19 protein-coding genes are annotated in these 24,414 nt (G+C 68.0%); 9 read left to right on the plus strand and 10 right to left on the minus strand.

Going from position 1 to position 24,414, the window contains the following annotated elements; all coding sequences use genetic code 11:
- Positions 1-103: 103 nt before the first annotated feature.
- From C5E10_RS04020 to C5E10_RS04045, 6 genes are all read right to left on the minus strand, one after another.
- Positions 104-1,066 carry an endonuclease domain-containing protein gene (locus C5E10_RS04020; protein ID WP_146080144.1) on the minus strand — a complete coding sequence of 321 codons (963 nt, stop codon included), beginning with the start codon at positions 1,064-1,066 and terminating at the stop codon, positions 104-106.
- A 306-nt stretch (positions 1,067-1,372) separates the two neighbouring features.
- Positions 1,373-2,071 (minus strand): hypothetical protein, encoded by a 699-nt coding sequence (locus tag C5E10_RS04025; RefSeq protein WP_146080145.1) that lies wholly within the window; start codon positions 2,069-2,071, stop codon positions 1,373-1,375.
- Between the two features lie 55 nt (positions 2,072-2,126).
- Entirely contained in the window at positions 2,127-3,284 is a 1,158-nt protein-coding gene (locus C5E10_RS04030) for a glycosyltransferase family 1 protein (protein ID WP_104330554.1), read from the minus strand.
- On the minus strand, positions 3,284-4,183 hold the full coding sequence (gene rfbD / locus C5E10_RS04035; protein ID WP_258070995.1) for a dTDP-4-dehydrorhamnose reductase: 900 nt from the start codon (positions 4,181-4,183) through the stop codon (positions 3,284-3,286). The genes C5E10_RS04030 and rfbD overlap by 1 nt, the downstream gene beginning before the upstream one ends.
- Positions 4,180-5,163 carry a dTDP-glucose 4,6-dehydratase gene (gene rfbB, locus C5E10_RS04040; RefSeq protein ID WP_068484209.1) on the minus strand — a complete coding sequence of 328 codons (984 nt, stop codon included), beginning with the start codon at positions 5,161-5,163 and terminating at the stop codon, positions 4,180-4,182. The genes rfbD and rfbB overlap by 4 nt, the downstream gene beginning before the upstream one ends.
- A gap of 123 nt (positions 5,164-5,286) precedes the next feature.
- Entirely contained in the window at positions 5,287-6,228 is a 942-nt protein-coding gene (locus C5E10_RS04045) for a glycosyltransferase (protein WP_104330555.1), read from the minus strand.
- A gap of 113 nt (positions 6,229-6,341) precedes the next feature.
- Between C5E10_RS04045 and C5E10_RS04050 the strand changes: the two genes are divergently transcribed.
- Positions 6,342-6,956, plus strand: a complete 615-nt coding sequence (locus C5E10_RS04050; protein WP_068479667.1) for a dTDP-4-dehydrorhamnose 3,5-epimerase family protein — start codon at positions 6,342-6,344, stop codon at positions 6,954-6,956.
- A 2-nt stretch (positions 6,957-6,958) separates the two neighbouring features.
- Positions 6,959-7,819 (plus strand): glucose-1-phosphate thymidylyltransferase RfbA, encoded by an 861-nt coding sequence (gene rfbA, locus C5E10_RS04055; protein ID WP_104330556.1) that lies wholly within the window; start codon positions 6,959-6,961, stop codon positions 7,817-7,819.
- A gap of 92 nt (positions 7,820-7,911) precedes the next feature.
- Here the strand turns inward: rfbA and C5E10_RS04060 are convergent, their stop codons facing one another.
- Positions 7,912-8,955 carry a glycosyltransferase family 2 protein gene (locus tag C5E10_RS04060; RefSeq protein ID WP_104330557.1) on the minus strand — a complete coding sequence of 348 codons (1,044 nt, stop codon included), beginning with the start codon at positions 8,953-8,955 and terminating at the stop codon, positions 7,912-7,914.
- 94 nt (positions 8,956-9,049) lie between these two features.
- Here C5E10_RS04060 and C5E10_RS04065 point away from each other — a divergent pair, with 94 nt between their 5' ends.
- From C5E10_RS04065 to C5E10_RS04090, 6 genes are all read left to right on the plus strand, one after another.
- Entirely contained in the window at positions 9,050-10,759 is a 1,710-nt protein-coding gene (locus C5E10_RS04065; RefSeq protein ID WP_258070996.1) for a rhamnan synthesis F family protein, read from the plus strand.
- 73 nt (positions 10,760-10,832) lie between these two features.
- A complete protein-coding gene (locus C5E10_RS04070) occupies positions 10,833-11,465 on the plus strand; it encodes a hypothetical protein (RefSeq protein WP_104330558.1) in 633 nt (210 codons plus the stop codon).
- A gap of 107 nt (positions 11,466-11,572) precedes the next feature.
- Positions 11,573-12,790 carry an acyltransferase gene (locus C5E10_RS04075; RefSeq protein ID WP_104330559.1) on the plus strand — a complete coding sequence of 406 codons (1,218 nt, stop codon included), beginning with the start codon at positions 11,573-11,575 and terminating at the stop codon, positions 12,788-12,790.
- A complete protein-coding gene (locus C5E10_RS04080) occupies positions 12,787-14,031 on the plus strand; it encodes a hypothetical protein (protein ID WP_104330560.1) in 1,245 nt (414 codons plus the stop codon). Before C5E10_RS04075 ends, C5E10_RS04080 begins: the two co-directional genes overlap by 4 nt.
- 62 nt (positions 14,032-14,093) lie before the next feature.
- Positions 14,094-15,155 carry an NAD(P)-dependent oxidoreductase gene (locus C5E10_RS04085; protein WP_104330561.1) on the plus strand — a complete coding sequence of 354 codons (1,062 nt, stop codon included), beginning with the start codon at positions 14,094-14,096 and terminating at the stop codon, positions 15,153-15,155.
- Between the two features lie 270 nt (positions 15,156-15,425).
- On the plus strand, positions 15,426-18,776 hold the full coding sequence (locus C5E10_RS04090) for a hypothetical protein (protein ID WP_104330562.1): 3,351 nt from the start codon (positions 15,426-15,428) through the stop codon (positions 18,774-18,776).
- A gap of 152 nt (positions 18,777-18,928) precedes the next feature.
- Here C5E10_RS04090 and C5E10_RS04095 read toward each other — a convergent pair whose 3' ends face one another.
- The 3 genes from C5E10_RS04095 to C5E10_RS04105 form a co-directional block, all read right to left on the minus strand.
- Positions 18,929-20,131 (minus strand): ABC transporter ATP-binding protein, encoded by a 1,203-nt coding sequence (locus tag C5E10_RS04095; RefSeq protein WP_201297672.1) that lies wholly within the window; start codon positions 20,129-20,131, stop codon positions 18,929-18,931.
- Complete coding sequence (locus C5E10_RS04100; protein WP_181062634.1) at positions 20,131-20,940, minus strand: ABC transporter permease; 810 nt, start codon at positions 20,938-20,940, stop codon at positions 20,131-20,133. Before C5E10_RS04100 ends, C5E10_RS04095 begins: the two co-directional genes overlap by 1 nt.
- 183 nt (positions 20,941-21,123) lie before the next feature.
- Positions 21,124-22,974 carry a rhamnan synthesis F family protein gene (locus tag C5E10_RS04105; RefSeq protein WP_104330564.1) on the minus strand — a complete coding sequence of 617 codons (1,851 nt, stop codon included), beginning with the start codon at positions 22,972-22,974 and terminating at the stop codon, positions 21,124-21,126.
- Positions 22,975-23,085: 111 nt separating this feature from the next.
- Here C5E10_RS04105 and C5E10_RS04110 point away from each other — a divergent pair, with 111 nt between their 5' ends.
- Positions 23,086-24,378, plus strand: a complete 1,293-nt coding sequence (locus tag C5E10_RS04110; RefSeq protein ID WP_104330565.1) for a glycosyltransferase family 2 protein — start codon at positions 23,086-23,088, stop codon at positions 24,376-24,378.
- The last annotated feature ends 36 nt before the right edge of the window (positions 24,379-24,414 follow it).

Raw genomic sequence — 24,414 nt, forward strand, 5'->3', positions numbered from 1 at the left:
CCGCCCCGCCCCGCCCCTTCCAAGGCTCTCGGGATGGAAACGTCCCTCTTTTGTGGGAAGTTCTCCAGCACAAAGTGACTTCTCCAGCCCGAGAGGGCGCGTTTCAGCGCGCACGCCGCATCGCTGCACGCACCTGCGCGAAGAACTCCGCAGGGTTCGGGGTCAGCTGCTTCCTCGTCACGCGGATCACAAGCCAGCCGGCGTGCTGGATGCGGTTGATGCGCGCGAGATCCTTCATAGCCTGCTCCTTCGTCCAGTGATGCTCGCCGTCGTACTCGATAGCGACCTTGAATTCCGGATAGGCGAGGTCCACGCGTCCAAGGAAGCGTCCCCTCTGGAAGACCTCGTAGGCAACTTCAGGCTCGGGAAGCCCGGCGTCGACGAGAGCCAGACGCGTCAAGGTCTCCATCGGCGACTCCACTCCCGCGCGGATCCGCCCGAGAGCCAGGCGAAGTCGCGATGCTCCGACTGTCCGGCCCCAGACCTGGTTGATGTCGACCAGCTTGTCAAGAGCGGCGAGCGGGGGTGCGCCGCTGTGCTCGTCACCAGTGATGCTCGGCTCGGACGGTCGCCGCAGAGAGGGGTAGTTCCGCGAGGTAGAGATGGCGGCATCGCCGACGACAACCAGCTCCTGCACGGAGAGGACGCGTGACAGAAGCGCCCACGTCAGCGCAGGAGCCGACAGGGGTGCGCCCTGGTGGACGACTCGCTCCCACTTCTCCGGGGAGATGCGTCTCGAGGCGAGCCGGTTGCCCTTGGGTGCATTTCGACCTGTCGGCACCACGACATGCACCGTCATCGCGTTCCGGAGACGACCCGGGAGCGGGAAGCCCCAGAACAGGCCTGCTGTGACGTCTCCGAATGCCTGCCACTCGCGCATCCGCGGCAGGTAGGCCCTGGCGAGTTCCTCGGGCGTGGCCGGCTCCGCGGTGGCTCGGATTCCGTGGTGCGGTCGCGCGAAGCTCGAACCGAAGACCTCTCGGCGGCTGAGCCCGGAACGGAGCCCCGCGCCGGTAGTGAACGCCTGCCCTTGCCCGGGCGGTACGGGCGCTGATGCTGCTGTCATGAGGCCCACGGTAGAGATTCCGCGATCCCGGACGGGAAGTTATGCACAGCGCGGGTGGGCGACGACTCCCAAAACAGCCGATGGCTGGCTCGAATTCCGGATACTCGGGCTGGCAAACTCACTTGGTTCGGCGAATGTTCCCGCAACGAAGTGATGTTTCCAGCCCGAGAGGTTGAGGCGGGCAGGGGGAGGGGATCGGCTGGCCCGAGAGGCTGGGGTGGACAGGGGGGATAGGCCATCCCGAGGCGGTGGGGAGGCGGAGGCCCCAGGTGGAGGCGTGGACGTGGAGGCTCGGGGCGCGGCTGATCAGAGGCCGCGAGGCGCGAAGATCCCAAGCCAGAGGAAGAGCAGGCCCGCGAGGACGAGGAGGATCGCGAGTGTTCGCCGGTAGTCCCAGTCGGCTGCTCTGGAGTAGAACCCGACGACGCGGGCGGCGAGCGAGGGGATCTTCGTCCACACCCAGGCGAGGGTGAGGAAGGGCGCTGCCAGGGCGAGCAGGAACACCGCGTAGGCGACGACGCGCAGCGGGTCATCTGCGGTGAGTCCGTGGAGGAGGCGCCCCGTGAGGTACATGATCGGGAGAGTCGTGAAACCCACGCAGGCCCCCAGGCCGAGCAGGAAGTAGCCGGCGGCGGATGCGCGTGGCTTCGACCCTGTCTTCGGCTTCCTCGGGAAGTCGCGGGCGCGCGCTCGCCAGATGAGGACGGCGGTCGCGGAGACCAGGAAGATGGTGCCGACGATGAGGTCGAGCGTCCTGTTCAGGAGTGCCGTGTCGAGGCTGCCGCGGAGCGTCGTGACGAGCGTGGTCGGGTCGAAGCTGCGGAAGACGAGCAGCAGGACCGTGGCGCCGAGGGCCAGTCCCAGGAGCATCCACCCCAGCCGCTTGCCGACGTCGATGTTGCGAGCGAGCAGGTCTCCGGTCGCTGCGTACAGTGCGGGGTTGAGTCCCATGGCGAGGCCGAACCCGCACAGGGTGAGGAGCGAGGCGCCCCACTGCAGAACCACGTCCAACGTCAATCCATGTCCCGCGCCGAACGCGTCGTTCTGCCGTGCCGAGAGGCTAGAGGTCAGCGTGGAAGTTCCAGACCTGGTCGGCGGCAATCTCCCACGAGAACATCCCGCCGCGGTCCTTGCCGGCGAGGCGGAGCCGACGTTCGAGGTCGCTGTCGCCGAGCACTCCCGCGATGGCGCCGGCGAGGCGCTCGGGGTAGCCGCTGTCGGCGAGTCCGTGGCCGCGCTCGACGACGAGGGTGGCGTCGAGGCCGACCTCGACGAGGGCTGGGTCGTCGGAGGTGATGACGGGGGTGCCGAACTTGAAGGCCTCGATGATGGGCAGGCCGAAACCGGCGCTGAGGCTGGGCACGACCAGGGCGCTGGCCCGCTGGAGGGCGACGGCCAGCTGCTCGTCGGTGACGACGCCGACGGACACGACGCGGTCGCGTGCGACGCCGGAGTCGCTGATGAGCCCCTCGAGCGTGACCTCTCCGCGCTCTGTCGGACCGACGACGACGAGCGTGACGCCGGCGAGGTCCTTGTCGTCGAGGGCCTTGACGAGCTGGGCGAGGCCGTGGCGCTTGTGCAGTGATGCGAGCGTCAGCACGTACTCGTCGGGCAGGCCGAGCGTGTCGGCGATCGCGTCCCCTGCTCCCTCGGACTCGGGGAGGCGGATGCTGGAGGCGGCGGCCGGGCTCATGACGCGCACGCGGTCACCGAAGTCGAAGCGCTCGATGATCTGGTCGGCGACGGCGTTCGTCGGCACGACGATGCCGCTCGCGTAGCGGAACGCGCGACGCAGGAGCGCCTTGTGGTGCTTCACGGTGTGCGAGCCGATGAGCTCCGGATGGGTGAACGCGGTCATGTCGTGCCAGGTGACGACCGTCTGGTCGATGCCCTGGCTGAGCGAGATGTCGCGCATGGGCGCGAGGGGCGTGAAGCTGTGGATGAACCCGCCACCGACCGCGTTCGTCAGGAGCCCGCGTGACCAGGACGACTCGAGGCGCTCCGGGCGCAGGGGAGCCTGGACGACGCTCGTCAGGCCGGGGACGCGCTCCTCGAGGAGCGCAACCTCGTCGCGGGTGCGCCGGGGGATGATCGCCTCGACGTCGCAGCCGCGGGGCGCGCGCGTGATGAGCTGTCGGCCGAGCTCCTGGCTGTAGCGGCGGGTGCCGCCCGGAAGCTCGTCGGCGGCATGGTCGAGGAGAACACGAAGGGTAACCATCAGGCTCTGAGGACTCCTTGCGCGGCGGCGTCTTCGAGGGCATCGAGCCAGGGCCGCATGGGTGGAACTGCCGCGTTCGCCCAGGCGTCATGGCCGAGGACGGAGTAGGCGGGGCGAGGGGCGGGGCGGACGAAGGCGCTGCTGTCCGTCTCCTTGACGTTCTCTGGGGCGAAACCCGCGAGGCGGAAGATCTGCTTCGCGAAGTCGTACCAGGACGTGACGCCGGCGTTCGTCCCGTGGTAGATGCCGGCGGGCGCGCCCGCGTCGATGAGCGCGACGATCTGCGCTGCGAGGTCGGCGGAGTACGTGGGCTGTCCGAGCTGGTCGGAGACGACGGAGACCTCGGGCTTGGTCGCTGCGAGACGGGCCATCGTCTTCGCGAAGTTCGGGCCGTCTGCTCCGTAGAGCCAGGCCGTGCGAACGATGTAGGACGCGTCTGGCAGCGTGTCGCGGACGGCCCTCTCGCCGGCGGCCTTCGTGCGACCGTAGGCGGAGATCGGGTCGTGGGCGGCGCCTTCTTCATACGGGGTGGTGGCGTCGCCGCGGAAGACGTAGTCGGTGGAGACGTGCACGAGCCGCGCACCGTGCTTCGCGGCGGCGGCCGCGAGGACGCCGGGGCCCGTTGCGTTGACCGCGAAGGCGGTCTCCTCGTCGGTCTCCGCGCCGTCCACGTTCGTGTACGCGGCGGCGTTGATGACGACGTCATGCCCCGCCACAGCGGCCTCGACCGCTGCGGGGTCGGTGATGTCGAGCGCGGCGCGATCCAGAGCCGTGACCTCGCGGCCCGCGAGGGCGCGCTGCAGGTCACGGCCGAGCATCCCGGATGCACCCGTGATCAGGAACCGCGCGGCGACCGCAGGTGCGGCCGCCGCGGCGGGGACAGACGTCGAATCGGTCACAGGGCGGCGCGTTCCTTCAGCGGCTCCCACCAGGTGCGGTTGTCGCGGTACCACTGCACCACGTCAGCCAGGCCCTGCTCGAACGGAACCTTGGGCTCGTACCCCAGCTCGCGCTGGATCTTGGAGATGTCGACGGAGTAGCGGAGGTCGTGGCCGAGGCGGTCCTGGACGCGGTCGACGTAGGACCAGTCCTTGCCGGTCGCGTCGAGGAGGAGCTGCGTGAGCTCCTTGTTCGTGAGCTCGGTGCCGCCGCCGATGTTGTAGATCTCGCCGGCCTTGCCGCCGACGAGCACCATCGCGATGCCGCGGCAGTGGTCGTCCACGTGCAGCCAGTCGCGGATGTTGTTGCCCTCGCCGTAGAGGGGAACGTGCTTGTCGTCGATGAGGTTCGTGACGAAGAGCGGGATGACCTTCTCGGGGAAGTGATACGGGCCGTAGTTGTTCGAGCAGCGCGTGATCGACACGTTCAGGCCGTGCGTGCGGTGGTACGAACGCGCGATGAGGTCGGAGGATGCCTTCGACGCCGAGTAGGGCGAGTTGGGCTCGAGTGGGAACGTCTCGCTCCAGCTTCCCTCTTCGATCGAGCCGTAGACCTCGTCGGTGGAGACGTGCACGAAGCGGGGCAGCTCGTGGCGCAGTGCCGCGTCGAGCAGCTTCTGCGTGCCAACGACGTTGGTCTCGATGAACACGGAGGCGTCGCGCACGGAACGGTCGACGTGCGACTCGGCGGCGAAGTGGACGACCGCGTCCACCTTCGGGATCCACTCGTCGAGCACGACGTCGTCGGTGATGTCGCCCTCGACGAACGTGAACCGCTCGGAGTCGGAGACGGGTGCGAGATTCTCGAGGTTGCCGGAGTAGGTCAGCTTGTCCAGCACGACGACCTCGACACCCTCCAGACCCTCGTACTGGTCCTGGAGCGCGCGGCGCACGAAGTTCGAGCCGATGAAGCCGGCCCCGCCGGTCACGAGAAGTTTCATACCTGTCCTGTTCAATCGTCGGCCGGGCTGTGCCGATGGAAATTTGCCGATGGTTGTGCGGTTCGAGTGGCGCGGTGTGACCCGCGCGCAGTCGGAGCTACTCTAGCGCGGCCCTTCGTCGAGCTACCACAGTCCCGTCGCGATGAGGGTGGCGAGGGCCGCGCGGTCGCGTGGTCGGCGTCGCAGCTGCCGCCAGCGTCGCACGAGGCGGAGCGCGTCGCGGTAGGTGAACTCGGCGAGGATCTCGTGCAGCCACTGCAGTCTCGGCAGCTCGTCCGGGGAGGCGACGTGGATGCACGCCTCGACGGTCAGCTGCACCTGCCCGCGATGCCAGCGGTTCGAGGTGAGCCTGAGGCGCTTCCACGCCTGCGAGAGGCCGGTGTTGGCGCCGACGGCGTTGGCGACGTGCTGGCGGTAGTCGACGGTCGACTCGCCGTCGATGATCCACCGGAGCCCTGCCGATCGCGCGAGCGCGTAGATGAGCCAGTCGTGGGCGAAGGCCTCGCGCGCGGGGGAGTCGGCGTTGTCGAGCTGGTCTGCGACGAGCCGCGCGAATCGCTGGGTGAGGAGGAACGTGGATCCGGGGCCAGGCGTCTCGAAGAGGTGGTCGGCGAGGCGCTGAGGGTAGTCCTTCTTGATGAGGATGCGCGCGCCGTCCTCGGTGAACGCGGTGACGTTGGAGGAGATGCCGTCGGCGCGAGCTTCGGTGAGGAGCCGGATGTGACGTTCGAGCTTGGCGGGCATCCACACGTCGTCCTGGTCCGCGAAGCCGACGTAGTCGAACTCCTCGATGGGGATCGTGGTGAGCAGGCGGAAGAAGTTGGGTGCGGGTGCGCCGAAGGTCTCCGGGGAGAGGATCGTGATGCGCGCATCGGCGGCGGCGCGCTCGGCGAGGAGCTCGAGGGTGCCGTCGGTTGATCCGTCGTCGGACACGTACACGTGGAGGTCGGCGCCTGCCTGGTCGAGGATCGAGTCGAGCTGCTCGTCGAGGTAGGTCTTCCCCATGTGCGTCGCGAGGAGGACGGCGACGCGCGGCAGCGGGCGCGGCTCGGCGTTGGTGTGCATCCCGTCATTCCTCTTTCTTTGTGCGGTTCCTTGCGTGGCGGTCCGCCAGCGTCCAAGTATGGCCGAGTGTCTCGGCGAGCATTCGCAATCCGTGCCGCACTAGACTCCTCGGCATGGAGATTCGCGAACTCAGCATCCCAGACAGTTACGAGATCACGCCGAAGCAGTTCGGCGACGACCGTGGCGTGTTCCTGGAGTGGTACCGCTTCGACAAGCTCGCAGAAGCTGTCGGACACTCGATCGACCTCAAGCAGGCGAACACCTCGGTGTCGACGCGGGGCGTGGTCCGTGGCATCCACTTCGCGGACATTCCGCCGAGCCAGTCGAAGTACGTGACGTGCACGCGCGGAGCTGTGCTCGACTTCGTCATCGACATCCGCACGGGCTCGCCGAAGTTCGGCGAGTGGGACTCGGTCCGTCTCGACGACGTCGACCGCAAGGCCATCTACCTGTCCGAGGGGCTCGGTCACGCGTTCGTGGCGCTGACGGATGACGCGACGGTCAGCTACCTCGTCACCGACACCTACCACGCGGAGCGCGAGCACGGCATCAACCCGCTCGACAAGGACGTCGACCTGCGCTTCCCCGAGGAGGCCGGCGAGCTGCTGCTCTCCCCGAAGGACACGGATGCCCCCTCGCTTGCGGAGGCGGCCGCATCTGGTCTCCTTCCCAGCTGGGAAGAGGCTCGTGCCTACTACGCGGAGCTCAGCGCGAAGGCGGGTGCGTAGCCATGAAGGGAATCATCCTGGCCGGCGGCTCCGGCACGCGTCTGTGGCCGATCACCAAGGGCATCTCGAAGCAGCTCATGCCCATCTACGACAAGCCGATGATCTACTACCCGCTGTCGACGCTCATGATGGCGGACATCCGCGAGGTGCTGATCATCACGACGCCCGAGTACAACGAGCAGTTCCGCGCCCTGCTGGGTGACGGCTCGCAGCTCGGGATGCGCATCGAGTACGCCGTGCAGCCGTCGCCGGATGGGCTCGCGCAGGCGTTCATCATCGGCGAGGAGTTCATCGGCGACGACTCGGTCGCGCTGGTGCTCGGCGACAACATCTTCCACGGCTCGGGGCTCGGCTCGTCGCTGCGCGGCAACAACGTGCTCGATGGCGGCCTGATCTTCGCCTATCACGTGTCGAACCCGGTCGCGTATGGCGTCGTCGAGTTCGATGAGCACAACAGGGCCGTGTCGATCGAGGAGAAGCCGGAGGTGCCGAAGTCGAACTACGCGGTGCCCGGCCTCTACTTCTACGACAACGACGTGGTCGGGATCGCGAAGAGCGTGGAGCCTTCCGCGCGCGGCGAGCTCGAGATCTCGAGCGTCAACTCGGCGTACCTGGATGCGGGCAAGCTGCAGGTGCAGGTGCTCGACCGTGGCACGGCGTGGCTGGACACCGGCACGTTCGAGTCGATGATGCAGGCGAGCGAGTACGTTCGCGTGATCGAGGACCGTCAGGGCTTCAAGATCGGCTGCATCGAGGAGATCGCGTGGCGCGCCGGGTGGATCGACGACGCGCAGTTCGCGGAGCTCGCGAAGCCGCTGCAGAAGAGCGGATACGGACGCTACATGCAGGGACTCCTCGCGTAGCGAGCCCCTGCTTGGCAGCGAAGGCCGTGGCCCCCTCGGGGGTCACGGCCTTCGTCGTCCGTGCGGCGCTCAGCGTCAGCGCTCTTGGCCGGTCAGCGCTCGTCGCGTTCCCGCAGCGATTGGAAGAGGTCGCGGGCGATGTCGTAGCTCCCGCGCGAGTAGTTCGCGTAGCGGCCGCGCAGGGTCCACCTGAGAATTCGGGGGAGGCGACGGATGCGCGAAGCCGGCAGCTCGAGCCGCTGCCGTTCGTGGGCGACCTTGCGCCGGACGTGCGCTTCCTGCTCGGGGGTGCCGCCGAGCTCGCTGACGCGACGCAGCAGCGCCACGGCGCGGCGGTAGCGGCGCAGCTGGTCGGCGGAGCCGTCCTTGGTCGCCTGCGCGATCTTCACCCGCAGGGTGGGTGCGGTCTGGCCGATCTGGTTGCCGGTGTGCTGGCGGTAGTCGATGAGGGGTTCGCGCACGACGCGGAGTCCGTTCACGAGCGCCGCCGTCGTGGCGAGCCACTCGTCGTGGATCCACGGCTCCGGCGCGTTGCCGGCCCGGAAGACGAGGGACGCCCGCAGCATCATGGTGGCGCCGGTCACGAAGTTGCGGGCTGTGAGCGCCTCGAGCTGCCGCCCGTTCTCGTAGTCGCGCCATTCGGTGTCGGTGATCTCCAGCGACTCGAGGAGGGTGCCGCCGATGGGCTCGCCGTCCTCGTCGACGAGGAGCGCGTCGGAGTGCGCGAGCAGGGCCTGGTCGTCGCCGACGAGGGCGGCGAGGAGGCGCTCGACCTTCTTGGGGTGCCACACGTCGTCCTGGTCGCTGGTGGCGAGGTACTCGGTGCGGGCCTCGCCGAGTGCGAAGGCGAAGTTCGCGCTCACCCGGAGCGGCTCGTCGCGGGTGTAGATGCGGAACGCGCGGTCGGACGCTTCCAGCACGCGGCGCGCGAGCTCGACCGTTCCGTCGCTCGAGGCGTCGTCGGAGACGATGACCTCGGTGATGGGGTGGCTCTGCGAGAGGATGCTCTGCAGCTGCTGCTCGAGGAACTGCTCGCCGTTGTGCGTGCAGACGACCGCGGTGACGGGGGCGTCTCCGAGTCGCTGCTCGCGGGCATCCTCCTGGCGGCGTTCGGCGACGAGTCGCGAAGCTGGCATCTGCTCTCCTCTGTCTCGGTGCGCGGTGGTGCTAGCTTGGCACGAGTCTGCACGCGCTCAGGGGAGGAGTCGGCCGCAGCGGCCGCCCGTGACTATGAATCGACTTGTCATCTACCTGCTCTTCGACCGGGCCGGCCTCGCCGATGCCGGTGTGCTCCGGGCTCTGCAGGGCTTGCGGGGGCACGCCAGCGAGCTCTTCGTCGTCGTGAACGGCTCGGTGACCGATGCTTCGCGCGAGTCGCTCGCGTCCGTCGCCGACAGGGTCTTCGAGCGGCCGAACGAGGGCTTCGATGTGGGTGGCTATCGCGCGGCGCTCGAGGAGATCGGTCCGGAGCGCCTCGCGGCCTTCGACGAGGTCGTGCTCGCGAACTACACCTTCTTCGGTCCCGTCGGCGACTTCGCCGAGACGTTCGCGTGGGCGGATGCCGCGGGGCACGACGTGTGGGGCGTGACGGAGCACGGCGAGCTCACCCCTGACCCGTACACGCGACGCGGCACCCTGCCGTCGCACCTGCAATCGCATTGGATCGCCGTGCGGCGAGACGTCGTGGTGAGCGACGCGTGGGCCGAGTACTGGGCGTCCATGCCCGAGATCCGCTCGTACGACGACTCGGTTCGCCACCACGAGGCGCGCTTCTCCCCGTTCTTCGCGGAGCGTGGCTTCTCGGTCGGCGCGCAGTTCCCTGCGGGCAACTTCCGGGTGGACGGGGCGCCCGTCGCCAACGCCAGCCTCGAGACCCCGCTGCTGCTGCTCGAGGCGGGGGCGCCCCTCGTGAAGCGCCGCGTGTTCTTCCACGACCCCGTCGAGCTCGACCACCGCGGGGTCTCGGCTCGGGACGTCGCTCTCGATCTCGAGCGACGGGGCTTCCCCGTCGACGTGCTCGTCGAGGGAACGGCACGGTTCGCGCCGAGTCGCGTGCTCGCTGGCGGCGTCGGGGCTGGCCCTCGGGTGCTGCGGCGCGCATCCACTGCGCTCACGCACGAGTGGCTTCGAGACGCGGCGAGCGGCGACGAGTCGGCGACGATCTCGGGTCTGCACGTGCGCATCGTCCGCGGTGACTTCTGGCGCAGGCTGGCCGGCGGCGACGAGCGGCTGCTGGCAGCTGACCTGCTGCTGGTCGAGTCGGCTGCCGCAGACTCGCTGGGCTCGGCTCCGGCAAGCGCGTCGATGCTGGCGCGCCAGCGGGGCAGGAGGGTCATCTTCGAGCGAGCGGAACCGCTCGCGTGGGAGTTCGCCGACCATGGCCGCCTCGGCATGGTGGTGCCGGTGACGCCGCCCATCGGGACCGGACTGCTCGGTGACGGCTGGCGCGGCGCGCGCACCAGGGCCGCTCTGCTCTCCGCGACGCTCGGTGCGGATGCGCCGCTCGATGCGAACGCGCCGATCGCTCCGTACGCGGGGTTCGCGGCGTACCGGGTGGATGCGCTCCGACCACTCGCGGGAGCCCTCGGCTCGCTCGGCTACGCGCCGCTCGAGTCGCGCTTCCCGGAGGGGGAGCTCGCGACGCTCCTCGACCTGATCGCGAGCCGGCTCGTGTTCGACGCCGGGTTCGCCGTCTCCGAGGCGGAGACCGCAGACGGCCTCGCGAGCGACTACGCACTGCTCGCCGCGAAGTACGAGGATCTCGTCGCCGAGTTCGGCTCGGATGTGCGGGCACCGCACCGTCTCGCGCGCGCTCGCCGGCCCGGCGGCAGCGGCTTCGCGCGGGTCGCCGCGGCCGTGCTCCGTCGTGCGCCCGCGCTCGAGGAGCCGCTCCGGCGCCTCGCCGCGGACGCCAAGGGCCTGGTGTCGCGCCTCCGCTGACCGCCCTTCGCGGCGCGGCATCAGGAGGCCCCGACCTCCGCCGGGGTAGCGTGTCTGCGACTGGAGGTGGCAGATGAGCAACGGCGAGACGCCGCTCGGCGGACAGTACGACCCCGACGAGCTCGAAGAGCTGGAGAGCCAGGCCGAGCGCCGTGGCACTGGGCGAGGGCTGATCATCGGCCTCCTCATCGCGGCGGCCGTGGCGATCGCCGCGATCGTGTTCGTGCTCATGAACCCGCTCGGGCAGCAGGCGCCGCCTGACAACACGGTGCCAGCTACCTCCATGCCCCAGTCGACTGAGGTCGCAGTCCCCGAGACGCTCATCGTGACGGCGACGCCGGTCCCGACGGTCACGGTGACCGAGACCACGACGGCGGAGCCCAGCCAGCCGGCAGAGGGATCTGCCGTGCAGGTCTCGCTCGGCCGCGCCTACTGGGTGCCGGACCAGAGCGTCATCTCCGCGGCGGCCCTCGTGTCGACGACCGAGCCGGGCGGCACCTGCACGCTGATCCTGAAGAACGGGCCGGAGACGTTCGTCGCGACGGCGACGGCGACTGCACCGACCTCGGCGGACACCCAGGCCTCCAGCTGCATCGTCAACCTGCGCGACCCGGCGATCAAAGCCGGTGACTGGGAAGCCGTCATGCAGTACGAGGGGCCAGCGGGCAGCGGCGTCAGCGAGCCGATGACGGTCACCGTCACCTGATCTGAACCCCGGATTTCCGGCGTGACGGCCCGAAATGCGATTCTGCTCCCTGTGTAGGATGGAGCGCCGCCTGCTTGCGGGCGCTCGACTCCACGACCAAGGAAGCTATGCCGCTGACGCTCGACAAGGCCTTCGATCCACGGGCCAACAGCATCGGGTTCCTCCGATGGCTCCTCGCCTTCGCGGTCATCTTCGCGCACGCAGGGCCCCTCGCTGGCTTCTACGGCGGACATGACCTCGGCACGCAGATCTCCAGCGAGCAGTCCATCGGCGGCGTCGCCGTCGCAGGCTTCTTCTTCTTCTCCGGCTACCTCATCACGCAGAGCCGTCGCGGCAAGTCGACGATCTTCCGCTTCTTCTGGCGGCGGGCCCTCCGTATCTTCCCTGCCTTCTGGCTCGCGCTGCTCACGACGGCGTTCATCCTCGCGCCGATCGCCTGGCACCAGGAGACAGGCTCGATGGCGGGCTTCTGGGATGCCGACACCGAGTCGCCGTTCACGTACTTCCTGAACAACATGTGGCTCGAGCTCGGCCAGCGCAACATCGCGGGCATGGGCAGCTCGCTCCCGTTCGCGAGCATCGGCGGCTTCGACTGGAACGGCTCGGCCTGGACCCTGTTCTACGAGTTCCGCGCGTACATCCTCGTGGGCATCCTCGGCCTCTTCGGAGTGTTCTCGAACCGCATCGTCGGCGCGATCATCGCCTTCGGCATCATCGGCGTCAACTTCCTGACCTGGAGCGGCTGGGTCGAGATGACCTCGCTCAGCCCGCTGCTCACCAATCCCTTCTACCCGATGTTCTTCGCCCCCTTCGCGTTCGGCATGCTGTTCGCCCTGTTCGGGGACAAGATCCCGATCGACGACCGCCTCGCGGTCCTCGCGCTCGGCGTCGCCGGCTTCGCCTACGCGTTCGGGGGCTGGAACATGTGGGGCCAGTACGGCCTCATGTACTTCCTCATGTGGTTCGCGATCCGCACCCCGCGCCTCAACCGCTGGGAGAAGCACGGCGACCTCTCCTACGGCATCTACATCTTCGCCTGGCCGCTCATGCAGTTCGGGGCGTACTTCGGGCTGCAGAACGCCGGCTGGTTCGTGTACCACCTGGTCATCGCCGTCGCCGCGCACATCTGCGCTTACGCCTCCTGGCACCTGATCGAGAGCCCGGCGATGAGCCTCAAGAACTGGACGCCCAAGTGGCTCGCCTGGCTCCTCGCGAGAGGCGCGCCCTACGTCGATGCCGTCAAGGGCAGGATCGTCAACCCGGCCTACTCGTCGTCGAACTTCGCGACGCGAATCCGCGATGGACATGTGGAGGCACGCCGATGACCGCGGTTGGACCAAGCGGGCTTCGTCCCGACAGCGGCTTCGAGGAACCGAAGTCCGAGGGCGGCCGCCTGACCTGGGCGCAGCGCTGGCACCGCGTTCGGCTCATCCCGCTCATCCTCCTCATCGTCGCCGCCATCGTCGCGACGCTCGCCGGCTACCAGACCCGTCAGGCCATCGCCCAGGAGCAGTTCGAGCCCCCGGAGGTGGCCCCGGCGTCGGAGGAGCCGAGGCTTCCCACCGCTCAGTGCCAGCCAGGGCTCGTCGACACGGTGGCCGAGTCCCCGTGGACCGGTGACGAACGCGACGCCAGCGAGGTCGTCTGGAACGAGCAGATCAGGTCGAACCCGGACGCGCAGCTCTATGTGCCCGGCCAGGACGGCTGGGTCTTCTGGGGTGACACCCAGGCGAACAACTTCTCGCAGTCGCTCGGCCGCAGCTTCCTGAGCGAGGAGGAGAGCGAGGAGTGGGGCGACTACTTCCGCACCATCGACGAAGGCCTCAGCGCGCAGGGCATCGACTTCGTGATCCAGATCGTGCCAGCGGACTGGTCGGTGTATCCGGAGCACCTGCCCGAGTGGGCTCAGGAGCTGCGCGGCCCAACCGCCTTCGACTACCTGCTGGATGCGCACCCGGACCTGCCGATCGTCGACGCCCGACAGGACCTGCGTGACGCCGCCGCGAACGGCGCGGTCTACGCGCCGGGCAACAGCCACTGGTCGCCGTACGGCGCGGCCATCGGATGGGAGCGGCTCGCGAGCTGCCTCGGCGCGGTCGACGACAAGTACCAGGCGCTCGCCCCGCTGCAGTTCTCCAGCGTGGGGGACATGCCGGTCATCAGCGAGTTCGCCGCATATGGCTTCCCGACCACGGACACGGGTTGGGGTACCCCGGTCCTCGACCAGGCGCCGCCGAAGATGCAGGCGACCATCAACGACGGGTCGGTGCTGGATGCGGATGCCGCCAAGGGGCTCGACATGCTCCAGCTGCCCGCTACGACGGTCACGGACGGCGCGCAGAGCGACCTCCGTGCCTTCATCGTGCGCGACAGCCAGGGCAACAGTGCGGGTCCGACGTGGCAGACGGGCTTCGCCGAGACGAAGCAGCTGACGAGCAACCTCGGGAGCGCCACGGAGCAGATGCCGGATGTGCTCGCCGAGGCTGCCGACTACAAGCCCGACGTCGTGATCTTCGAGATGACGGAGCGCTACCTCAACTGGATCCCGGTTCCTCCGGCCGAGTGAGTCTCCCCGTCGCCGGACGCACCCGTTCGCTAGCCTTGGGGCGATCCCTAAGGAGCAACGCCATGACGACCTGTCTGATCACCGGGGGAGCCGGGTTCATCGGATCCGCTCTCTCTCATCGCCTGCCTGAGCACTTCGATCGGGTGGTCGCCTTCGACAACCTGCACCCGCAGATCCACCCCGTTGAGGAACGACCTCGCGAGCTGGACGAACGCGTCGAGTTCGTGAAGGGCGACGTCACCTCTGCCGCCGACTGGGACTCGCTTCTCGCCGATGTCACCCCGGATGTGGTCATGCACCTGGCCGCCGAGACCGGCACCGGTCAGTCGCTGCTGGAGGCGACGCGGCACGCGCGGGTGAACGTCGTCGGCACGACGGAGATGCTGGATGCCTTCGTGCGCGCCGACAAGCTCCCGAAAAAGATCGTTCTCACCTCGAGCCGTGCGGTCTACGGCGAGGGGGCCTGGGTTGATGCCCAGGGGGCCGTGAGCTACCCGGGTCAGCGTTCCGCGGCGATGCTCGAGCGTGGCGAGTGGGACTTCCCGGGGCTCTCCGCCCTGCCGTTCGTCTCCTCCAAGGTGGTGCCGTCGCCGACGAGCGTCTACGGGGCGACCAAGCTCGCGCAGGAGCACATCCTGCGCTCCTGGTGCCTCTCGCTCGGTGTCACCGATGTGCTGTTCCGTCTGCAGAACGTCTACGGGCCCGGTCAGTCCCTGATCAACCCCTATACGGGCATCGTGTCCTTCTTCGCCCAGGAGGCGAAGGCCGGTCGAGTCATCCCCGTCTACGAGGACGGTCAGATCATTCGCGACTTCGTCTTCATCGACGACGTCGCGGATGCCATCACGCGTGGGGCGCTCGAGTCCGACTCCAACGCGAATGCCTACGACATCGGCTCCGGGGAGGGGACCTCCATCCTCCGCCTCGCCGAGCTCATCGCGGCGCACTACGGAGCACCGGCTCCGCAGATCAACGGCAAGTTCCGCAACGGTGACGTCCGGCACGCGTCGTGCGAGGTGGCGGAGGCGAGCGCTGCCCTGAACTGGGAGCCCCGAGTCATGGTTTCCGAAGGGGTCGGGCGCCTCTGCGATTGGATCGACGCGGAACGCGCGAACCTGGCTTGAGCTGACTTATACGGCACCACTCGAAGATTTCCCGGATTTCTTCGCCTGGGCGTGTCGCGGCGATCGCAGATCGAGCTTCGGTCTGCGATCGCCGTGTTTCCGGGCTTCCCGCGGGCCGGAATGGCACGCGTGTTGTGTATGTGACTGATGTGAAAGTTGGGACGGGTGTGGAGTTCCGTGGCACATGTATGCATACTTGGAAACTGCTGAGCAGTCTCGGTGTACTCCGTGAAGGCTTCGCGCCCCAGTCGACCGACGCGTTGGGAACTCATGTTTCGCCGTACTCTTGCCATATTCGCTACCGCAGCGGTAGCAGCCTCCGGGCTGCTCGGGCTGCAGCTCATCACCTCGAGCCCGACCTCCGGCGGCATCGAGGCAGCCACGGCGGCCGACGCCAGCGCGTTCGACCCGGGCAACCTGATCAGCGATGAGAACTTCTACAACGGCAACGCGATGTCCGCGGCCGAGGTGCAGCAGTTCCTCGTCTCGCGCAACCAGTCGTCGTCGACGACGGCGCTGCGCAACTACACGCAGGCGACCCCCTCCATGCCGGCATCTCAGTACTGCAGCGCCTACTCGGGCGCTGGCGGCGGTGAGTCGGCGGCCGACATCATCGCCAAGGTCGGCCAGGCCTGCAACTTCAGCCAGAAGGCCATGCTCGTGCTCCTGGAGAAGGAGCAGAGCCTCGTCTCCATGTCCAGCCCGACCCTCGGTCGGCTCGCGGCTGCGACCGGATTCGGCTGCCCTGACACCGCACCCTGCGACCAGAGCTACGGCGGCTTCTTCTACCAGGTCTACAACGCGGCCCGGCAGTTCCAGAACTACAAGGCGAACCCGAACAGCTTCAACCACGTCCCGTTCACAACGTACAACGTGCTGTACAACCCCGACTTCTCCTGCGGCTCCTCCCCGGTCTACATCTCGAACTACGCGACCGCTGGCCTCTACAACTACACGCCGTACCAGCCCAACCGCGCTGCCCTGAACAACATGTACGGCGAGGGCGACGCCTGCTCGGCCTACGGCAACCGCAACTTCTGGAGCATGTACACCGACTGGTTCGGTGACCCGAAGGGCGCCGTGAGCGTGCCGTGGCTCGTCAAGGCGGAGGGCTCCTCGCAGGTGTACTTCCTGTCCGAGGACGTGCGCTACCCCGTGACCGCGTCCAAGGTCGCCGACTTCGCCTACGCACTCGGCGCCGTCTCCACGGTCCCGGCCTCGACGCTCGACAAGTACTCGACGGGTGCGAATGTCGGCGAGATCCTCGCCGGCCCGGATGGCGCGCCGTACTACATCGACGATGGCGTGTTCCACAAGGTTCGCAACTGGACCGTGGCCGCGGACTTCGGCTACCAGCAGGGTTCCGACCTCGCGAAGATCACGCAGGAGCAGCTCGACAGGTTCAACAAGGGCGGCTACCTCGAGAAGTTCGTGAAGAACACGAGCGGCCAGATCTTCATGATCGAAGGAACCACGAAGCGTGAGGTCTCCGATCTCGCCCAGCTCGGCACGCAGCCCGGCTTCTACATCGGCTTCACCGACCTGAAAGACGACAAGATCGACTTCCTCAGCGACGGTGAACCCCTGCTGACCCCAGGCGCGATCGTCGAGAAGCTCGACGGCTCCGGCAAGGTCCTCCTCGATGCTGACCTCACGGCGCACGCGGTCCCGGCCGCGCTGTCCGACTTCAGCGCGTTCAAGGCGACCGGCAGGTTCGGCCCGGCCTACGCCAAGCTCAGCCAGGGCGACGCCCTCTCAGCGGAGCCGCTCGTGAGCGATGGAACCGCGACGTACGTCCAGACCGATGGCGGACTGCTCCGCGTGCCGGCCTCGACCTACGGCGCAGCGAACTTCGTGTCCATCCCAGCTGGGATCATCAGCGTCCTCGGCACGAACGGCTCCGTCACCGGCGCCCACTTCGTCCAGGAGAGCGGCAGCGACAAGATCAACCTGGTCGTCGGCGGCGAGCGAGTCGAGTTCTCCTCGAAGAGCGACGCCGAGGCAGAGGCCACGAAGCGTGGCATCTCCAGCACGATCTACACGGTGCCGGCCGGAACGCTCGACGGCATCAAGACGGGCAACGGCATCACCAACGGGGCCCTCATCAAGAGCCCGAGCAGCGACACGCTGTACGTGCTCGACGGCGCCCACCTCACCAAGGTCGCCAGCAGCGAGCTCGCCGAGGCTTACGGCTTCGGCACCAACCCGTACGTCATCACCCAGGCCTCGTTCGACCGCATCCCTATCAAGGATGCTGCGATCACGACCAACCAGTTCCGCTGCGGGGATGACGCCTACGTCGCCACCGAGAAGGAGGCCCACAAGCTGACGCCGGAACTCGCGGCCGCCTACGGCATCGAGTTCCCGAGCCTCTCGGCGCAGCTCTGCGGTGTCGTCCCGAACTCGGGCAAGTCGATGACGGAGTTCATCAAGGACGGCAGCAAGATCTTCTTCGTCCACGATGGTGAGAAGCAGCACATCTCCTCGCCGAAGCTCGTGGTCGAGTTCGGGGCTGTCGGCAAGGTCATCGAGGTTCCGACGAGCTTCGCCGACCAGATCACCACGGGCGCGCAGCTCACGAAGCTCCCCGCAGGCTGGGGCGAGCCCACCGAGACGCCAGCGCCGACCGAGACCGCGACTCCGACGCCAACCGCGACCCCCACGGCGACACCTGAGCCGACGGCCACGGCCACGCCTGAGCCGACTGCTTCGGCGACGGCGACGCCGGAGCCCACGGCATCCGCCACGGCTGAGCCCACCGCGACGGCGACCCCCGAGCCGACGAACCCGTCGCTCGAGCCGACCCCGACGTCGACGGATGCCCCTGGCACCCCCGAGCCGACGGAGACGGCGGCTCCGGAGCCCGCAGTCGAGCTCACCGCTGGCGAGGTCATCACCAACCGGGCCGGGACCGGAACCTGGATCGTGAACGGAGACGAGCTCCTGCAGGTCGGCTCCCCAGAGGTCGCCGCGCAGCTCGGGCTCGCCATCGAGAACCCACGCAGCGTGCCGGACGCGAACTTCGCGGAGTTCGGTGAGAACACCTCACCGCTCTACACCTCGGCGGTCACCGTCGGCGGCGTCTCCTACATCGGAGTCGACGGAGAGCTCGTGCCCTTCGCGACACCCGAGTACGCAGCTGCGTTCGGACTCGACTTCGCCCTCATCTCGCCCGAGGTCGGCGCGGGCCTCACGGTCTCCGCGACAGCAGAGCCCATCACGGACCGGGTCTTCGGCCCGGACGGGACCCTCTACGTCGCCAAGGACGGCGTGCTGCACCCGGTCGACCCGTCGCTCGCGACGCCGGTCGTGACCGAGACGGCCACTGCGACGGCAGAGCCGACCGAGACCGGCGCCCCGGCACCGACCGACGGCACCGAGGAGACCCCGGCAGCCGACGCCAGCCAGGGCGAGCCGACCGCGACGGCCGACCCGACGGCAACCGCCACCGAGGAACCAGTCGAGACGCCGACTGAAACCCCGGCAGAGACCGCCGCAGCTGACGCCCAGGGCGACGAGACGCCAACGGCGGAGCCCACGGCGACCTCGGAGCCGACGACGTTCCAGCTGTCGCGTGAGCTGTTCTCCACCTTCCGCATCGGAGAGCCGGTTGCCGGCTGACGCCTGACCGCATGACAGAAGACCCTCGCCTCGGCGGGGGTCTTCTGCATTCTGCAGCTCCGAGACTGCAGCCACAGAGACGAAGGAACCCCCGCCACCTGGCGGGGGTTCCTTCGTCGATCACGCGGCCGAGTCTCGACCCGGCTCCCGAATCACTGGCCTGGGAGCTTGGCGACGATGCGCGCATCCATCGCCAGCACGCCCTCGAGCGCAAACGGCGAGCCTGCGTGCACACCGAACCGGAACGAGCCGGTGAGGCTGTCGACCGGTGTCGTGCTCTCGTCGCGCCACACCTCGGCGTTCACGACATACTCACCAGGAGCGAGCGCGAGACGGTCGAGGTGGAAGTCCATGCTGCCCTGGCCGACCTGCACGGAGTCAGGCTGCCAGCCGAGCTGCTTGCAGGAGGTGCTCCAGATGCGGACCCCCTCGAGGGTCTCGATCGCGATCTTGAAGTTCGGGCGCTCGACGGGGCGCCTCGCCTCGAAGTTGAGGCGCACGGTCGGGGACTCGCCCGTCCGTACTTCGTTGTCGACGGTGCCGCCCTCGTTGACGAGCTCGATCGAGTCGATGTAGAGCTCGCCGCTGCCGTGGCGCTGGCCGCCGCCCTCGATGATCTCGGTGACGTTGCCGGAATCCCGGTACTTGTCGATGATGGCCGTGGCTGGCCCGACTTCCTGCAGCACGCCCTGCTCGAGCCAGGCGGCCCGGTCGCAGAACTCGCGCATGCCCTCGAGGCCGTGCGAGACGACGACAACCGTGCGTCCGCTCGCTTTGAAGTCGGCGAACTTCGCGCGGCACTTGGCCTGGAAGTCCATGTCGCCGACTGCGAGCACCTCGTCGACGAGCAGCACGTCGGGTTCCGTGTGGATGGAGACCGCGAAGCCGAGGCGCACGTACATGCCGCTCGAGTAGTTCTTCACGGGCTGGTCGATGAACTTCTCGATGCCGGAGAAGTCGACGATGGAGTCGAAGCGGCTGTCGATCTGCTGCTTCGACATGCCGAGGATCGAGCCGTTGAGGTAGACGTTCTCGCGTCCCGTCAGCTCAGGGTGGAAGCCGGACCCCACCTCGAGCATGGCGGCGATGCGGCCGCGGGTCGTGATGGTGCCCGAGTTCGGGGAGAGGATGCCGGCGATGCACTTGAGCAGCGTCGACTTGCCGGAGCCGTTGCGGCCGAGCAGACCGAAGGTGCCGCCTTCCGGCACCTCGAAGGTCACGTCGTCGAGCGCCTTGAACTCCTCGTACTTGGCCCGCCCACCCTTCAGGACCGTCGCCTTCAGCGACTGGTTCCTGTCGTGGTAGATGCGGAAGGTCTTCGAGACGCCGGAGACGTCGACTGCTGTGCCTGCCATTAGAGCTCCTCCACGATGTTCTTCGAGAACCTGGTGAACACGAGGATGCCGATGACCAGCATCACGACGGCCCAGACGCCGATGTACAGCCAGTTCTCGAGCGGGGGCACCTGGTAGTCGTAGACGATGTTCCTGATCGACTCGAGCATGCGCTGGGTCGGGTTGAGCTGGAAGAGGAAGACGAGCGGCCACGGCTCGCCGAAGAGCAGGCTGCCCTCCTCGGTCAGCTTGTCCTGCGCCTGCTGCACCATCGTCAGCGGGAACATGACGCCGGAGGCGTAGAGCCACAGCTGCGTGAGGATGCCCCACAGGTGCTCGATGTCGCGGAAGTACACGACGACCACCGAGAGGATGAGGGCGAGGCCCAGCACGAACATGATGATGAGGATGATGAGCGGGATCATGAGCGGCAGGTACGCGAGCACCATGGGGCCGCCGATGAAGCACATGATCAGGGTGATGACCGCGATCTCGATGACGTAGGTCCACGCGTTCGCGAGGATGCGCGAGAGCGGCAGCACCCAGCGGGGGAAGTACACCTTGCGCAGCAGGTCGGCGCTCGAGAGGAGCGAGCCCATGCCGCCGTTCACCGAGTTGGAGATGAAGCCCCAGCTCACGACGCCGATACCGATCCACAGCGGGAAGAAGTGCACCCCGGAGTTCGCGCCCGGAGGCGCGGAGATCTGGAAGAGCAGCCCGAAGACGAGCGAGAACGTCGCGATCTGCGCGAGCGGGTTGATGAGCGACCAGATTCGCCCGAGCGCTGTGCGCTTGTACTCCGACCGGATCTCACGGAGTGTGAGATTCACCAGGAGATTGAACGTGAGGCCCCGAGACTGGGACCGCACGGAAACAGGCTTAGACATTGTCCTCCGCACACCTTGTGACGCTGGCCCCACGGAGGGGCCGCCCAAGACTAACACCAGGGTTCCGGGCCGCCTCGGAGCCTGGCGGCGCGGCCCTGGCGGGCCGCGCGCAGGGGAGGGCGCGGGTCAGCGTCCGGCTCGGAAGTTGCGGTAGGCGGCGCGCGACCGGCTGTACATGGGGCGCAGGGCATTCGCGATTCCGGGGGTGCGGCTCAGCACGAGGCCCTTCGCGCGTCCGAGCGGCGACTCGGCCTGCGACGCGAGGTAGCGGCGGACGAGCTCGACCTGCTCGCGGAACAGCCCGGGCAGGCCTGCCGTGATCTCCTGCACCTTGTACTCGAGGAGCGTGTGCGAGATGGCCGCGTTGTGGGTGGTCAGCACGGTGCGGATGTGGAACCCCTCGCTGATCGCGGAGTAGCCGAGCAGTCGCTCCAGGACGTGGGGGAGGCCCCCATCCGCGTACTGGCCCTCGTCGGGGAAGTCCTCCCAGGTGAACCCGGCCTGCACGAGCGGACGCAGCGACTCGGGGCGGGCGATGAACATCGACCCGAGGGGGGCCAACGGGCTCGTCTCGTCGAACTCCACGCGCATCCCGAGCTTCGCGGCCAGTTCCTTCGCCGGCTCGAGGTTCGCGAACCAGGCGCGGCCGAGCGTGGGGAAGCCCATGTGGATCATGGGCGGGAAGACCATGCCGAGCGTGGGGTGGTCGACGAAGAGCCGCAGCAGGTTCGTCGTGTAGCCGGGCGAGTTCAGGAGGTTCTGGAACAGGTGCTCCTTGAAGTGGCGCCCCGAGTTGAAGCCGTTCTGGGGGCTCTTCTTCGAGTGCAGCTTCACGACGATGTCGTAGCTCCCTGACTCGAGGATGTCCTTGCAGGTGAGCAGGAACGCCGAGATGTCGCGACCGCGGTTGGAGCCCACGATGCGCACGTCGTCGTTCGGTCGCCCGAGCTCGACGAGCCGCTCCTGGATGGCCTTCTGCTTGTCGGCGTTGGCCGTCGTCACGACGAGGTCGTAGCCACCGGGGATCGTCTCGGCGAGCTCGACGATCTCGTCGATCATCTCCTCGTAGAAGACGTGGGCGATCACGACGACGCGGAGCCCGCTCGGGTCGGCGCCACCGAGGTCGACGTCAGGCATGATCTCGAGCAGCGCCGCGTTGGTGTTCAGGATGCGCGGCTTGGCGGTCGTCCCGATGTCCTGCCAGAGCAGGTCGAGCGGGTACTTCTTCTCCTCCAGCTGCTCGAGCACGCGCTTGCCGATGATGGCGAGTTCATCGAGGTAGATGGGGTCGTGGAAGAAGAAGCGTCGCTTGACGATGGGGCAGCCGTCGGCGATGAGGACATCGGCGAGGTTGAAGATGGGGTGCTGGTCGCCGTAGCGCGCGGAGGGGTACGCCACCCACGACGTCATGCCCGCCGACTCGAAGTAGTGCGTGAAGCGGGCCTCGTGGAGCATGACGGAGTCGTCGTAGGAGTCGATGCGCGGCATGTCGTCCCAGTACGAGCGCCACGCCTCGGACGTGAACATGCTCCGGCGCACGCCGATCCAGTGCGACTGGATGTGGCGGTGCATGACGCCCGTCATGGTGATGGGGTTCGGGACGACCGCGGCGTGGTCGGTGATGCCCCAGAAGTCGACGGTCTTCGCGTCGGCTTCCTCGAGCAGCGGTGCGAACGAGCCGATGGGGCCGTAGAAGGTGTAGTTGGCGAGCACGAGCTCGTCGTAGTCGCGCAGCCGGTCTGAGCCGAACTCGCGGAGGGCGTCTCGGTACGCCCAGACGTCGTAGCCGACGTTCTCGCGCTCCCACACCGTGTCGGCCACGGCTTCGAGCCGCTGACGCGAGTCGGTGGTCAGGGGGGAGTTCGAGACGACGAAGATGTGCTCGGCGTGGGCACGCAGCTCGCGGAGGCAGTGCTCGACGTAGCCGCCGACGTGACCCTGCTTGTCGTAGACGAGGAAAAATACCACTCGACGCATGTGACGGGCGTCCTTTGCTCTGCTCACCGCGACCCCGGCTGGAGTCTGTCGGGGCCGGGCGCCGGTGGGCGCCAGCCGATCCCCCATGCTACAGCGGGGTAGCCTTGGGCCATGAAAATCGTCATGACCATGATGGTTCGCGACGAGGCCGACATCATCGCGGCCGTCGTGGAGCACTCGCTCGCTCAGGGCATCGACCACCTCATCGTCACCGACAACGCGTCGGTCGATGGAACCCGCGAGATCCTCGAGGAGTACGAGGCGAAGGGGGTCCTGACGCTCCTGCACGACCCCGAGCACAAGAAGCAGCAGGCTCAGGTCGTGACGCGCATGGCGCGCGCAGCCGCCGCCGAGCACGGTGCGGACTGGATCATCAACGGCGACGCCGACGAGTTCGTCTTCGCACGAGACCGCTCGCTGACCGTCCGGCAGGCGCTCGAGCACTACGCCCTCGAGCTCACGACCTTCAGGGTTCCCGTCGTCAACATGGTCGGCTCGTTCGGCCGTGAGGGCAGCGGGCTCGCTCGTCTCCGCTTCCGAGACGAGCGCCCCATCGAGGAGCTGAACCGCGCCGGGGTGTTCGCTCACCCGACGCCGAATGCCATCCACATCGGCTCGGCCGACGTGGAGGTCGCGCACGGCAACCACTTCGTCTCGCTCGAGCAGCATGGCGATGTTCCTCCGGGCTTCGAGCTCGAGGTGCTGCACGTGCCGTGGCGCTCGTGGTCCCAGTTCGAGCGCAAGACCGTGGCGATGGCGCTCGGCTTCGAGGCGAACCCCGGGCTGCGCCCCAGCGCGAACCACCACGGCATGCGCGACTGGCGTCGCTACAAGGCCGGCGTGCTCGAGGACTTCTTCGCGCTGCGCATGCCGACGACCTCGGAGCTCGCCGGAGGCGGCTACGTGGAGGACACCTCGATCATCGACGCCCTCCGCGCCATCGGCGACGCCGCTGTCGTGCCCGCGCAGCTCTCCGCGGTGCTCGACGACGACCGTGCCGAGGTCTACTCGGACGAGCAGCTGCTGCGCCTCCGCGAGCGTGCTGCGCTGTTCCAGAAGTACGACGATGTGGCGCACGAGGAGGTGCGCCTGCTCCGCGAGGAGGTCGACGAGCGCAACTCGACGCTCTACCAGCGCGAGCTCGACCTGGCAGGCCTGCGAGCCGGCTACAACGAGCTCGGGCAGCGCGAGGCGGAAGCGCAGACGAAGCTCTTCGAGCTCCAGCTCCGCGAGGATCGCACCGCTGCCGCCGAGCACAGTGCGGCGGACGCCCGGGCGCAGGCCGCGAGGCTCGGCGCCGAGCTGACCGGCCTCCGTCAGCAGCTGCAGGCGGTCGAGCAGCTGCCGTCGGTCAAGCTCGAGCGCAAGGCGCGGCGTGCGGCGAAGTCGGTGCTGGGTCGCTGAGCCTCTGAGCCTCTGAGCGCGAAGAAGGGGCACGGT

It is taken from the genome of Pseudoclavibacter sp. RFBG4, assembly GCF_002931515.1.
Classification (GTDB): Bacteria; Actinomycetota; Actinomycetes; order Actinomycetales; family Microbacteriaceae; genus Pseudoclavibacter.